This window comes from Sulfurimonas denitrificans DSM 1251 (assembly GCF_000012965.1).
GTDB classification, from domain to species: domain Bacteria; phylum Campylobacterota; class Campylobacteria; order Campylobacterales; family Sulfurimonadaceae; genus Sulfurimonas; species Sulfurimonas denitrificans.
Map to the genome: position 1 here is coordinate 992449 of NC_007575.1, position 12973 is coordinate 1005421.

Consider the following 12973-nt stretch of genomic DNA (forward strand, 5'->3'; position numbering starts at 1 on the left):
GATATTCAAAGCAAATTTTACCAAAATTTAGCTCAAATTTCAACCAATTCGCACTCCAAAATCTTCTGGCTTTATATGAAAGTATGATGATATTTTGTGATACATCACTTCATTCACTTCACTTAAAATACCCTCACTTTGCTCATCTACTATTTTGTCTTTGATGTCATAGGCGAATAGAAGTTGATTTTCTTCATCAAGCTTGATAGCCGTTAAATATTCATTTATGATAAGTGGTTCCATTTTTATTTTTCCTTTGTAATGATTTATTTTTAGTGTCCAAGATAGTGTTCAGTGATGTTCGCTCTAAAGTGTTTCATCTCCCAGCTAACCCCTTGTAAAGCTTGCTCATAAGTGTAGCCGTGATTTTGATACTCCCTTACACGATTTTGTGCAAAAGTCCATCTAAAGCCGTGTGATTCATGATGAGTGATATTTAATTTTTGGCATGTGGTTTTGATATCATCTATATACTCTTGATAAGAGATTTTGAAATATGAAGTGTTGTTTTGTAAAAAGAAGTTTTGCAAAGTTTCATAGGTTTTAGTTGAGATAAACACATCACCAACTTTGCCACCTTTTTCTTTGGTTTCTATTACTCCAACGCTTTTGTTGGTAATCTCATCGATTTTTATATCTTTTAGCTGCTCTTTTTTGATAAGTGTCACTCCTTCACTTCTAGCTCCACCTTCAAGCTGTATGGTTGCAGCTAATTGGTGTTTTGGATTGGAGAGATTTTCAATGATAAGAAGTGGATTATCATATACTCTGTTATGATAGTTATTTGCCACAAGCTTTAAATCTCTAGCATTATTTAATAGTTTTTGTCTTATTTTAAAATCATAGATAATTTGAAATTGGTATTTCTCTTTTGAGTAGCGATTAAGTGCAATTTCTAGTTTACCAAGAGCAGATATGATTTTTTCTAAGTATTGTTTTGAAGGGTAATATTCTATTTTATATTCAATGTAGCTTTTGATATGCTCATCAGTGATAAGTTCACAGTTTTTGAGTTTAAAATGCTCTTGTAGATAGTTAAAAAAATTATTCCACACATTTCTATAACTCTCCATCGTTTTAAAAGATGATACACATCCATAGTGTTCATGATTTGGATTTACTCTATCAGATTTTTTTGCACCTTCAAAGAAGATGAGCTTTGTAAGCACTGCTGTTTGATAATATACACTTCCTCTCATTTTTGCTTTTTCCATTTATCTATAATTTTTCTTTTTCCTGCCTCTATTTACAGGTATGTGTTGAGTCCTTCTACTTTTTTTCACTTTGAAAGCATCAAACAAAGATTAGATTTTTGATAGATCTAATAAAACTAAATTTAGGTGTTTCTCCTACTACCAAGGTGGCTATACAGTTTTGAAAAGTATCTGAGAACTTTACATTTTGCTTCACAGTTTTTAAATAGTCTAGAAAGAAAAGATTCTGGTAAACTCTTCCACCTAGCTCAACTTTAGTCATTGTTTGAATCAATGCTTACTTTTCGTAAGGGTTATAAAAAAGAAAATTCTAACACCAAATTTGTCAAGTATAACCGCTAGTAGAAAAAAAGATTTGCAATAAGATTTTTTGCTCCCCGTTTCCTTGTTTTTTTAGATTGTTTAAAAAGTGGCTTGTTTTAGGGGATTTTTAGGGAATAGTTTACAAAATTAGAAGAGGTGCAATTTACACCTTTTTTTACAAAGCTTTACAAAAGAGTTGACAGCCATTTATAGTAAAGCTTTGTATTTTTCTGATAAAATTTATCATAATCATAAGGAATTTCCAAATGAAACCATTTATGCATAGTTTTATTTTCTCGTTTATACTTATCATCTTCACAACGACAACTCTTTTTGCAAATGAGCTCAATCAAAAGATAGAAGAAATTTTTAGCAAAGCAGATACCAATGCAACCTTTGTGCTTTATGATATGCAAAAGCAAAAGCTAATCATCCATAATCAAGCAAGAGCTCAAAAAAGATATACACCTGCATCAACTTTTAAAATTGCAAATTCTTTAATAGGATTAGAAACAAAAGCCGTTAAAAATATAGATGAACAAATACCATATCTTGGACCAGAGAATCCATTTATTGCAAGCTGGAAAGAAGATATGGGACTACGAAAAGCAATAGCCATTTCAAATGTACCAATTTATCAAGAGCTCGCTAGAAGAATCGGCTTGAAAAGAATGAAACATTATTTAAAAATTTTTGAGTATGGAAATGCTGATACTGGAGCGATAATAGATCGTTTTTGGCTCGATGGTCCAATTGAAATTAGTGCTCTTGAGCAAGTAGAGTTTTTGAAAAAATTAGTAAAAGAGGAACTTCCTATCTCCAAAGAGGCGCAAAGAGATGTAAAACAGATTTTACTGTTTGAAAGTGCTGATGATTATAAACTATACGCAAAAACTGGTTGGCAAAATGCACCAGATAGTGGAATAGGTTGGTTTGTTGGCTGGATTGAAAATGCTGAAGGCAGTTATATTTTTGCTTTAAATATCGATATGAAAGGTGCAAATGATGCCCCAAAACGAATAAGCTTAACTAAAGATTGCTTATTCGCATTGGGATTGTTGAAAGATTTATAGACTTTTAGATTTTTCATCTCGCTTTATATTGTTGTTGATATTTTTTTCCATAGCTGCATTAAAAATTATTTCCGCAAACTCTTTATAAAGCTTTTTAATACGCTTTGGTGCTTTCTCTTTTTGAAATGCTTTTTTTACTTCACCTTGTATCATAGCTTTAACCACTGGTAATGGATAAAATGCTCTTAAACAACACATTGCACCATAGAATATTGTTTTAGAAGATGACTTTGGATTGCTATTTGCAAAATAAATTATCACATACTCTTTTTCATTTTTTGTGAATTCCTCACCAGTTTTCTCTTTGAACATATTTTTAAATTTATCGAATAAAAACGCCATTTATTGCTCCTTTTGTTTATTGTGTTTATTGTGTCGTTTGACAATATTTTTTAGTTTTGTAATCTCATCTTCCAAAGATTGTCTCACATAATGAGTTGACTTTATCTCTGTATGAAATTTTGAGAGGCTGTTGTCTATAAGTTTGAAACTATCTTGAATATCTTTTTGCTCCTTTGCATTTTCATTTGCAATTTTTAAAAGATATTTTTTATACTCACCAAATTGCTCTTCAATCTCATCAACATTTTGAGCTAGTTGGGTTTGAAACTCTGATGAATAGTTCATAAGAAGCTTTTGAATACCAAGTGCAAATCTATCTTGTAAAAAGTAAAATATTCCAGCTCCAGCAATCACTCCACTAAAAAAGACAACCACCTGCATCATCATAAAAGTTGTTTGGTTATACATTTTTCGCATCCTTTTTTATGATGTACTCGTTTATGTATTGAGATAGATAGGTATGAGAGATAGTTTTTCTATATTTACTTTGCAAGTGTTGTTTTATATCTCTTAGACTATACCCATCATTATGCAGTGCCAAAATAACTGAATGAATCGATAAAAGCATTTGAAGCTTCTGCTTTGGTTTTTCTTTTTTGAGTTTTATTCGCTCTAATTTGGCGATACCTCCAAGTTCATTTAGAGTTTGGCTTTTATTTTTTGATTTTAAAAGCTGCTCTTTGTCGTAAAAGTGCTTGATAGCAAGTAAATATGAAGCCAGAGATAAAAGCTTTTTATCAATTCCCTCATTTTTTAGTTTAAAAAACTGATTTTTTTGCTCATCAAATATCAGTATCTGAAATTCGATGTTTTGTTTATTGAACCAGTTTATAAGTGTTTTTCGCTGCTCTTTGGAGAGCTTTGTGTGAAACTCTAAACTTGAAAGAGTACTACTGTCAACAATGTTGTTTTTTTGTTCCATGTTCACCTCGTTTGATTTTATTTACAAGGTATTCATAATTTTGAAAAAATCAAAAATTATGAATATGGGTAAAGATTTAAAATAGGAGCAACAAATGGCAGCAAAAAGTAGAATGGAAAAATATAGATATCAAATAATTGATTTGATTAGAAGAGGTGCATCGATTCGTTCAACCTGGGCGATTATAAACTCAAATCTTCCAGATGAAGGAAAAATAAGCTACACAGCTTTTTTTCACTTCGTTAAAACACATGTAGTGTGTGAAAATTTATAAATAAAACTATTTAAAAGAGTTTCGATGATATTTAATCATCGACGGTGGCATCTTCTGTTCGAGCATCTCAAGAGTATTCTTGTAATTTTTTACAAGAAGCTCACACTCTTTTGTAGTTAGTTTCACATCTAAAAAGTCTCTGATTTCACTTTTGATTTTTTCAGTAAATAGTGGTTGATTTTTCCAAGTGACCACTTTATAATTGGTAATAACATCCCCTAAATACTGCTTGTAATCACTAATCTCTTTTGGTGTATCAGTAAAATCTTTTTCAATGAGCTGAAAGATATAATATAAAAATAAAAATGGTCTAGTCTTTACTGGATCATCCATTTTTACTATTTCAAGAAGTTTTGCTACGAGCGAATCGTTTTGTTTTTCAAACCTTTGAATAATTTCATCAATCAAAATCTTATTGAGTTTTTCTCTTAAGTGTTCTTGAGACATCATAAGCGTTATATCATTCAATAAATCCATATTTGATGAATCTAATTTTGGAAGATTGTTTAATAAATGAGGTTCAATGCCCAAAAATAAAAAATTTGGATTGGCATTAAGTTCGTTTATATATTTTAATAAAACAGTTGATGTTGGCTTAACTTTATCATTTTCATATCTAGCTATTGTCGTTTGAGCTATATCTAAAATACTAGATAACTCATTTTGTGTTAAATTTAATTTCTCTCTAAATTCTTTAAGATACATATACAACCTTTAAGCGCATAAAATTAACAGAATATAGCATATATTTAATATTTTTAAGCTTAAATTAAATTGTATTAGATTAACATTCTATTTAATAGCATATATTTAATATAGTATGAACTAAATAAAATAAAGGAGCAAAAATGCATTCAAAACAGATAGCCGTCGAATATCTTGCACCAAAGATTAGCAATCCTGCAATGATATTCAAAGATATAAATATTTTTAAATCGATTCTGCCTTGGGCAAAAGATAGTGCCAAAGAGTTTTTTGAAACACAAACATCAAAAATGTTTCTAACTTCATATGTTGATGATGTAGCACCTATTGTGGATGAATATCTTACAAATAGAGCTACTAAGATGTATGAAAAAGCAATCAAATCTCAAAACAAACTTTTTAGCAATCTTTGCTCAAGTCAAAAAACAGTAGCTTGGATTATTGATAGATGGATAAACACTTTTATCAATCTTACTTCAAATCCAGCTTATAAAGACTATATCGATATCTCAAAAATCAAAATCGCTTTTAACGATGAGATAAGTACCACTCATAGCAATATAGAAGATATTTTGGAGTTTGAAAAACTGCAAAAACTTCCAAAAGAGCAAATCATAAAAGCTTTGAAATTGATTTGGGAAGATGGATACTTTGATAATTCACTTGATAAAGAGGATATCGAGGAGCTTTGTAAAAAGTTTGATTTGAGTATCAAAGATGTTTTTGGAACTGATGACTTAGTGAAGCTAAATCTAAAAAAAGAACAAACCCAAAGCGGCCACTCTCAGCTTGTTTTTGTATTTGAATCCGAAGTTGCATAAGGAAACAAACGATGAAGTCTAACACAAATTACAGTTTTGACTGCTTAATTGGTATCGAAAGAGCCATATTAAGCACACTTATAACCTATCCAGAAGTGGATAAAATCAATGAAGCTATCTCTATAATTGAAGCAAATGATTTTTATTTTGAACAACATGGGCTTATTTTTAATACCATAATCGATCAATATAACAATGATAGACCAATAGATGAGATAACAGTTTATCTTAGAAATAAAGCAAAAATCCAAGAGAGCTACTCTCTTGATGTTATAGCTGCAAATCCACTAGCTTCTTTAACTGATTATCTCAAACAACTAAAATTTTATAGTCTAGAGAGACAAATAACAGTGGTAGCTGCAAAAGTAAAGGAGGGAGATTTTAAAAAAATCAATGACTTGCAAGTGTTGCAAGATAAAATGGAATCACTTGGAGATATAAGAAATTTAAAACCCTTTACCGATAAATTTGAAGCTTATATAAGCTCTTTAGATTTGGATGTTGAAAAAATCAAAAACAAAAAAGTTGAGTATCTCTACGACAATTTTTTAGTAAAAAACGACATCATAATGATTGTGGCTCGTCCAGGAACTGGTAAGTCATTGGTTTCTGTTGCACTTTGTAATATGCTTCTTAGTGAAGATAAAGTCAAAAGAGTTTTTTATCTTGATGGAGATAACTCAGAACTTACTATAAAAACAAGAAATATCCACCATCTAAAAGAGAAATTTGGAAATAGACTCAACTACTTAGTTGAACTATCAAGAAGCAGCTTTATGCAAGTAATCAATGAGCTAAAAAAGATTGATTTGACAGATTGTTTAATCGTATTTGACTCTATCAAAAACTTTATAACAGGGGATAGAAACAACCACAAAGATGTAACAGAGCTTATGAATATTCTAAAAATCCTGAGAAAAAACGGTGCTACAATCATTTTTCTACATCATCAAAACAAACTTCAAAAAGAGTTTAACTCAGAGTTTGCAGGAAGTAGTGCATTTGCTGAAGATGTTGCTTTGGCATTCGAGCTTAGAAAAAATGAAGATAAACAGACCTATATCCTCATTCCCATTAAAGATAGAAACAACACATCAGACTACATAGCTTTTAAATACAACCAAGATAATACCCTTACAAAAGTTGATGTTGATTATGCGATGGAGACAAATGAGGACCTTGAAATGAAAGAGGAGATCATTAGATTTATCGCTTCAAGTAAAGAAAAACCAAAGTACAGTGATATTTTAAGCACTTTAACTGATGCAGGCTACAACAAAGATAAAGCCAATAAAATCATCCAAAATGGAAAAGATAAATATTGGAAAGCTACAAGAATCCCAAGACAAAACAATAAATTAGTCTTTGAGTTAATAGATAACCAAGATAGCCAAGATAACCCTATAAATAGGGGTTTGTAATGAATACGATTTATAAGATAGCTTACGATAACTCGAAAAATATGAATGTATTGTAGTAATAGGAGGAAGATTATGTATGATGGACAAAAATTAGATTTATTACTAGCAAAATTTGAAGATATACAAGATACTTTGCAAATGTTTATGCCAAATCTACAACTTAAACGAAATGTTTTGACATTTTTGGATATTACAGAGCCTACACTCAACCACTATATCAAAAACGGAGTTTTAGAAGAGGGGCTACATTATGAAAAGGTTGGCAAAAATAAACTTCGCTTTATCCCTGAAGCAATTATTGCATTTAAAAAATCAGGTATCAAAAGACAAGTAGAGATAAAAAAGCCTCTCAAGGTTGAGATTGAAGAAAAACCAGTGATCTTATCAAATCCAAATGCAAAAAAGATGTTTGAAAAAATGAAGAGGGCAGGATGATGAAAAAACAAAAATCAGTTAAATATATCTATCAAGATGTTAGATTTAGGATTATTGAGCGAAGCGGTCACTGGAATTTGGATTTTTTCATTGATAACAAGCGACAACGAAGAAGTACTTCATTAAAAGCAAATAGTGATAATCTGCTAATCATCAAAAAAGAGATTATCCCAGAACTGATGCTAGGACTTACAGGTGCAAATATAGCCTTAGAAGAGGAGTTTGATGATCCAAAAGATATGACTGTAGAAGAGTTTGGAATAAAAAGTATCAATTCTAATAAGCCAAACATCAAACCTCATGTATATGAGCGAAAAATGGCAGCTTTTAAAAACTATGTTGTTCCATATTTTGGAAAAACAAAAATAAGTGCCATAAAGCCTATGGATATACAAGATTGGCAAAATAGATTGCTTACTACACTCACACCATCAAGTGCTCAAAAGTATCGTTCAATCTTTTATAATATCTTACAAGATGCCTTTATCAATGAGATAATCGTTAAAAATCCAATGCAGTTAGTAAAAGCTCCAAAACAAAAATCAAAGCAAAAGACTTTATTTGATGAAGAAGAGGATGTGATGCCATTTAATAATGCAGAGATTAAACTTATTTTAGAAGATACACAACTTTTTGAACACAATAAAAACTTCTATAAACTAATGCTTTTTACAGGGATGCGACCAGGAGAAGCAGTTGCTCTTAGATGGCAAGATATACTCTTTGATAAAAAGCAAATCAAAATAATGCAAACAAGAGTTGCAGGAAAAGATGGCACACCAAAAACAATGTCATCTATGCGATATGTGGATATCTTACCTCAAACTTTAGAAGTGTTACTAAGTCAACAAAAGCTCACTGGAGATAAAGAGTATCTATTTTATACTAGAAGTGGCAAAAGATATTTTTCTCACGATACCCTTGCTGCTTCATTTAAAAGATTGCTAACTCGAAACAAAATCAAAGAGAGAGTTCTGTATAATCTTAGACATACATTTGCTTCACAGATGATAAGTCAAGGTGTTGATATAGTTTGGGTATCAAAAACTTTAGGTCATAAAGATGTCTCAATTACACTTTCAACATACACAAAATTTATCCAAGAAGATGAAGCAACAAGGTTTCAGAAATTAGAAAAATTTGGCACAATTTTTGACACATTGGCTAACTCTTAGCTGTCAAAGTGCCTTAATATAGGGGTTTATGAGGTGAAGATACGAGTTTATTACGAAGATACAGATGCAGGCGGAGTGGTTTATCACTCAAATTATCTAAATTTTTGTGAACGTGCTAGAAGTGAGGTTTTTTTTATTCGTGGGCTTACTCCTGTTTTAGAGCATGGACATTTTATAGCGAAGAGGGTTGAGGCGGATTATATAGCTTCTGCAAAATTAGGTGATGAGCTTGATATAAGGAGTGAACTTTTAGAGATGAGAGGGGCATCATTTAGGCTTAGCCAGACTATTTTTAGAGATAATAAAAAAATCTTTGAGCTTGATATTATACTTGTATATATAACTTTTGATGCAAAGCCTCAAAAAATTACCTCAGATGTGCGCAACCTTATAAAATCGCTCTTTGAGGGTTAATTATAGGGTATAAATCTTGATACTGATGGTTGAATAAGTTTTATAGGATATATCATCTGATTTGAATTTACTGCTATATCATAATGGCGTTTTTCACCATTTAGTACATGTGAGAAGTAATCAATTCCAACTGTTGTTGTGTAATTTATCCAATCATAAACTATATCGTTTTGCAAAATTGAGTTTGTCTCAATTAAGAGGTCATTATTTATTGTTATTGAGTTTGCTATTATCATCTCTTTTCTGTCTTGATATTGTGTCATAGAAAGAAGAAGAGGGTTGTAGTTTGCTTGTGTTGAGAGTATGTTTGCAATATTTGTATCATAAAGAGTAAGTTGCGACATTATCATTCCACTCTTAACAATAGGTGTGTTTAAAAAGAAAGAACCGCCAGAAATTTTATGGTTATTTTTTATCTGCTTTTCTAAGTTTGTAATTTGTTGTGGAATCTCAAATTTAACTACGCTACTTCCACCGCTTTGTTTAAATGAGAACTCTTCATAGAGTGAGAGTTGTTGTGCTACTTCAGAGTTGTCATAAAATATTACCAATAAAGAAGATGATAATTTTAAAAGTATATCTATCTGCGCTCTATAATCTATTCCACCATAATATAGATACTCAGAGGAGTTTTGAGTATCCTTTTTATTGATTGTTGGAAAGTAGATATTTATCTTTGGATTAATACTTGAGATTATTTTTTCTCCAGCTTGTGTCATTGGTGCAATCACATACTCAAATCCATCGCTTTTAATTTTATCTAGTGCTTTTTTTATCTCTTCATAATTCTCATCTTCTATCTTGTAACTTTTTAGCTCAAATGGGGCCTCTCTAGATATGAGGTAAGCAAATGAAGCGTTTGTTGTTGAAGCTGCGTATCTGCCAATGGTTTTATATGGCATAAGAAGGGCAATACGGATTTTTTTCTTCTCTTGAGTTGACTCATTTTTTATTACAGGAGCATAGTAAACTTTCTCTTTTGATAAAAATGTATTTTGTGTTTCAACATCTTGATATGAGAGATAGGAAAAAATAAAACCATCTTTTAGATACTTTTGCACACAAGCTTCATCACATGGGTAAGGGTCTAAATTTAGCACAGCAGTCTCAGGTAGAGGAATATCTGAGAGTTGTGTACCCTTTGAAAAAAGAGCAATCGGGAGTAATAGTAGTGTTAAAAAAAGTAGTTTTATCATATATGGCTCTTTTTGGTTCATTTTTTATTGAGGATTATTATAGCCACCTTGAACTTAGAATTGTATAGTTGAGATTGTGCATAGATTGTATAAATTTTTTATCTTGTTTTAATTGCCTCTTTATGCTCTTAATTTTGGTAGAATGCTGCGTTTTTTAAAAATATTTATAGGATTTACATGTCTAAGAAATTACTAATTCCTTTGAGCTTTCTTTTTTTTGCATATTTTGTAATTACTTCACAAAATTTTGCAGTTCTTCTAAGCGGTATTGCTATTTTTATAATTGGCATGTTCTTTATGCAAGATGGCTTTAGATTATTATCAGGCGGTGTTTTAGATAAGTTACTTCAAAAATTTACAAGCAATCTTTTCTACTCTATTTTAACTGGAGTAATATCTACGTCTCTAGTTCAGAGTTCAACTATCATCTCTTTGATTGTCATCTCTTTTTTATCTGTTGAATTACTCTCTTTAGTTCAAGGTGTTGGTATCATCTTTGGAGCAAATTTAGGAAGTACTACAACTGCATGGATAATCTCAAGCCTTGGAGTAGATGTAAAAATCTCGGTATATGCTATGCCCCTAATCGTTTTTGGGGTTATTTTAAGGTTTGCTGCAAGTAACGCATATAAAGGCTTGGGAAACGTTCTTTTAGGTTTGGGCTTTATCTTTTTAGGTATCGCTTACATGAAAGATGGTTTTGATACATTAAAAGATTCTATAGACCTAGCTTCATACTCAATGGATGGAGTACTTGGGATTTTAGTCTATATTTTTATAGGTATTATTGTAACTGTTGTTATCCAATCAAGCGCTGCAACATTAGCTATCGTAATTACTGCATTAAATGCAGGAAGCATCATATATGTAAATGCGCTCTCTTTAACTATCGGTGCAAACTTAGGAACAACACTTACGGCGATTTTAGCATCTTTGGCATCTAATGAAAATGGAAAAAGAGTTGCTTTTGCGTACTTTGTATTTAACCTTGTCACAGCTGTAATTGTTACTCTCTTTCTTCATTATATTAGTGGCTTTATAGAGTTAATAGCTCCATATTTAGGGATAGATAGCGAAAATTATGGAATGAAAATAGCCCTTTTTCATACACTATTTAGTATCATTGGACTCTTAGTTCTCTCACCTTTTGTTAACAAAATAGTAAAACTCTCAGAGAGACTTATAAAGAAAAAAGTAAAAGCTCACTCAAAACCAAAATTTCTCTTAGATGCAAACATAACTCTTCCAGATGCAGCTATAGTATCTATTAAAAAAGAGATAATTAATCTATATGAAAACTGCCAAAGAGCGATGTTCCATGCGATAAATCTACACACAAGCAACCTCAAAACAAAAGAGGATTTGGAAGTTCAAATCTCACAAGAGGTTACAAATATAAATGCTGACATTGATGAGATATATCAATCAAATCTAAAGATACTATATAGTGAGATTATAAAATACTCCTCTTTTGCACAAGAGTACATGACAAGTTCTCAGCATGTTGAAGCAGGAGATTTAAAACGCAGTGCAAAGATTATAGTAGAGGTTTTAAAAGATACAAGAGATATCCAAAAAAACCTTAACTTTTATCTAAAGAGTCGTAACGAATATATAAAAAATGAGTATAACATGTTAAGAAAAGAGCTTGCATCTATTTTGATAGACATAAACATCATAAGCTCAACTGAAGATACTTTAGAGAGATTTGTACAGCTAGAGATGTTAAAATCATCCATACAAAAAGGTGATTTGATTAGTACAGAAAAAATCGACAATCTTATTCGAGAAGATAAAATTAAAGCGACAATGGCAACTTCTCTTATAAATGATAGCGCTACGATTTACTCTACTAAAAAGAAACTAGTGGAAGTCGCTTCTACGCTCTTTATAGATAAAAATCTTATAGCATAGAGAGAGTAAAATTAGAACTTGCCTTTGAAACAAAGAGCTGGTTTTTAAGTTTACTACTTTACTTTAGCAGACTCTTTATTGTTTTTAAATCATTAAATGCAATTTTTTTATCATCTGGATTTCTTAGGAGATAATTTGGGTGATAAATAGGTACAAGTTTATAGCTTTTAAAATCTATAACATGACCTCTTACATTTTGAAAATTGTCATTTTCTGAGGTTACTTTAGCATAGGCATCTTTACCTAAAGTTACAACGACTTTAGGTTTTACAAACTCTATTTGAGAGAAAAGGTAGTTTTTGCATGAATCCCATTCAGATTCAGATGGTGTTTTTGAGTTTAGGGGTTTGCACTTTATTGCATGTGTAAAGTAAACATCTTCTATTTTTAACTCTAAAACATTCTCTATCATATTTTTTAAAATATCGCCGCTCCTTCCGCAGTAATAAGAGTTTGTGTTATCCTCACCAAGAGAGACTGAATAATCAATTATCATTACATCTGCGTTTGAATTTCCATAACCACTCATACTTTGTGTTCTTGACTTACTTAAATCACATAAGTAACATGTAGAAACTTCCTTAGAGAGTTCATTTATGGTAAGCGGTTTTGAGTTTTGAGTTTTTTGATTTATAGAGAATTGGTCTATATATTCAAATCCAAGCGCTCTTAAGCGATAGAGATTTTCTAGAAGAAGTAAATTTTGAAAAGATTTCAACAACGCCCTTTTTTGCCAATTTTTATTGTGTGAGTATATTTAAAGT

Annotated in this window: 16 protein-coding genes; 8 read left to right on the forward strand and 8 right to left on the reverse strand. The window is 31.0% G+C overall.

Going from position 1 to position 12973, the window contains the following annotated elements:
* Positions 1–39: 39 nt before the first annotated feature.
* Both SUDEN_RS04985 and SUDEN_RS04990 read right to left on the reverse strand, forming a co-directional pair.
* Positions 40–243: a hypothetical protein gene (locus SUDEN_RS04985; RefSeq protein WP_041672223.1), complete on the reverse strand. Its 204-nt coding sequence runs from the start codon at positions 241–243 to the stop codon at positions 40–42.
* A gap of 29 nt (positions 244–272) precedes the next feature.
* Positions 273–1214, reverse strand: a complete 942-nt coding sequence (locus SUDEN_RS04990) for a hypothetical protein (protein WP_011372580.1) — start codon at positions 1212–1214, stop codon at positions 273–275.
* Between the two features lie 569 nt (positions 1215–1783).
* Between SUDEN_RS04990 and blaOXA the strand changes: the two genes are divergently transcribed.
* Entirely contained in the window at positions 1784–2590 is an 807-nt protein-coding gene (gene blaOXA, locus SUDEN_RS05000) for a class D beta-lactamase (protein ID WP_011372581.1), read from the forward strand.
* On the opposite strand, the gene SUDEN_RS05005 is transcribed toward blaOXA, so the two are convergent.
* The 3 genes from SUDEN_RS05005 to SUDEN_RS05015 are packed head-to-tail and all read right to left on the reverse strand — an operon-like array spanning position 2585 to position 3854.
* Entirely contained in the window at positions 2585–2932 is a 348-nt protein-coding gene (locus SUDEN_RS05005; RefSeq protein WP_011372582.1) for a hypothetical protein, read from the reverse strand. The genes blaOXA and SUDEN_RS05005 overlap by 6 nt on opposite strands.
* Positions 2933–3340: a hypothetical protein gene (locus SUDEN_RS05010; protein WP_011372583.1), complete on the reverse strand. Its 408-nt coding sequence runs from the start codon at positions 3338–3340 to the stop codon at positions 2933–2935.
* A complete protein-coding gene (locus SUDEN_RS05015) occupies positions 3333–3854 on the reverse strand; it encodes a hypothetical protein (RefSeq protein WP_011372584.1) in 522 nt (173 codons plus the stop codon). Before SUDEN_RS05015 ends, SUDEN_RS05010 begins: the two co-directional genes overlap by 8 nt.
* Positions 3855–3948: 94 nt before the next feature.
* On the opposite strand from SUDEN_RS05015, the gene SUDEN_RS05020 reads away from it, so the two are divergent.
* Positions 3949–4128, forward strand: coding sequence for a hypothetical protein (locus SUDEN_RS05020; RefSeq protein WP_041672225.1), 180 nt, complete (start codon positions 3949–3951; stop codon positions 4126–4128).
* Between the two features lie 6 nt (positions 4129–4134).
* Here SUDEN_RS05020 and SUDEN_RS05025 read toward each other — a convergent pair whose 3' ends face one another.
* Positions 4135–4833, reverse strand: a complete 699-nt coding sequence (locus SUDEN_RS05025; RefSeq protein WP_011372585.1) for a helix-turn-helix domain-containing protein — start codon at positions 4831–4833, stop codon at positions 4135–4137.
* Between the two features lie 143 nt (positions 4834–4976).
* Between SUDEN_RS05025 and SUDEN_RS05030 the strand changes: the two genes are divergently transcribed.
* From SUDEN_RS05030 to SUDEN_RS05050, 5 genes are all read left to right on the forward strand, one after another.
* Complete coding sequence (locus SUDEN_RS05030) at positions 4977–5654, forward strand: hypothetical protein (protein WP_011372586.1); 678 nt, start codon at positions 4977–4979, stop codon at positions 5652–5654.
* Between the two features lie 11 nt (positions 5655–5665).
* Complete coding sequence (locus tag SUDEN_RS05035) at positions 5666–7075, forward strand: DnaB-like helicase N-terminal domain-containing protein (RefSeq protein WP_011372587.1); 1410 nt, start codon at positions 5666–5668, stop codon at positions 7073–7075.
* A 72-nt stretch (positions 7076–7147) separates the two neighbouring features.
* On the forward strand, positions 7148–7510 hold the full coding sequence (locus tag SUDEN_RS05040; protein WP_011372588.1) for a hypothetical protein: 363 nt from the start codon (positions 7148–7150) through the stop codon (positions 7508–7510).
* Complete coding sequence (locus SUDEN_RS05045; protein WP_041672490.1) at positions 7510–8685, forward strand: tyrosine-type recombinase/integrase; 1176 nt, start codon at positions 7510–7512, stop codon at positions 8683–8685. The genes SUDEN_RS05040 and SUDEN_RS05045 overlap by 1 nt, the downstream gene beginning before the upstream one ends.
* Before the next feature lie 33 nt (positions 8686–8718).
* Positions 8719–9099, forward strand: a complete 381-nt coding sequence (locus SUDEN_RS05050; protein ID WP_011372590.1) for a YbgC/FadM family acyl-CoA thioesterase — start codon at positions 8719–8721, stop codon at positions 9097–9099.
* On the opposite strand, the gene SUDEN_RS05055 is transcribed toward SUDEN_RS05050, so the two are convergent.
* Entirely contained in the window at positions 9096–10295 is a 1200-nt protein-coding gene (locus SUDEN_RS05055) for a hypothetical protein (RefSeq protein WP_238374827.1), read from the reverse strand. The genes SUDEN_RS05050 and SUDEN_RS05055 overlap by 4 nt on opposite strands.
* Positions 10296–10472: 177 nt before the next feature.
* Here SUDEN_RS05055 and SUDEN_RS05060 point away from each other — a divergent pair, with 177 nt between their 5' ends.
* Complete coding sequence (locus SUDEN_RS05060; protein WP_011372592.1) at positions 10473–12209, forward strand: Na/Pi cotransporter family protein; 1737 nt, start codon at positions 10473–10475, stop codon at positions 12207–12209.
* Positions 12210–12267: 58 nt separating this feature from the next.
* Here the strand turns inward: SUDEN_RS05060 and SUDEN_RS05065 are convergent, their stop codons facing one another.
* Positions 12268–12927: a uracil-DNA glycosylase gene (locus tag SUDEN_RS05065; RefSeq protein WP_011372593.1), complete on the reverse strand. Its 660-nt coding sequence runs from the start codon at positions 12925–12927 to the stop codon at positions 12268–12270.
* Positions 12928–12973: the final 46 nt, after the last annotated feature.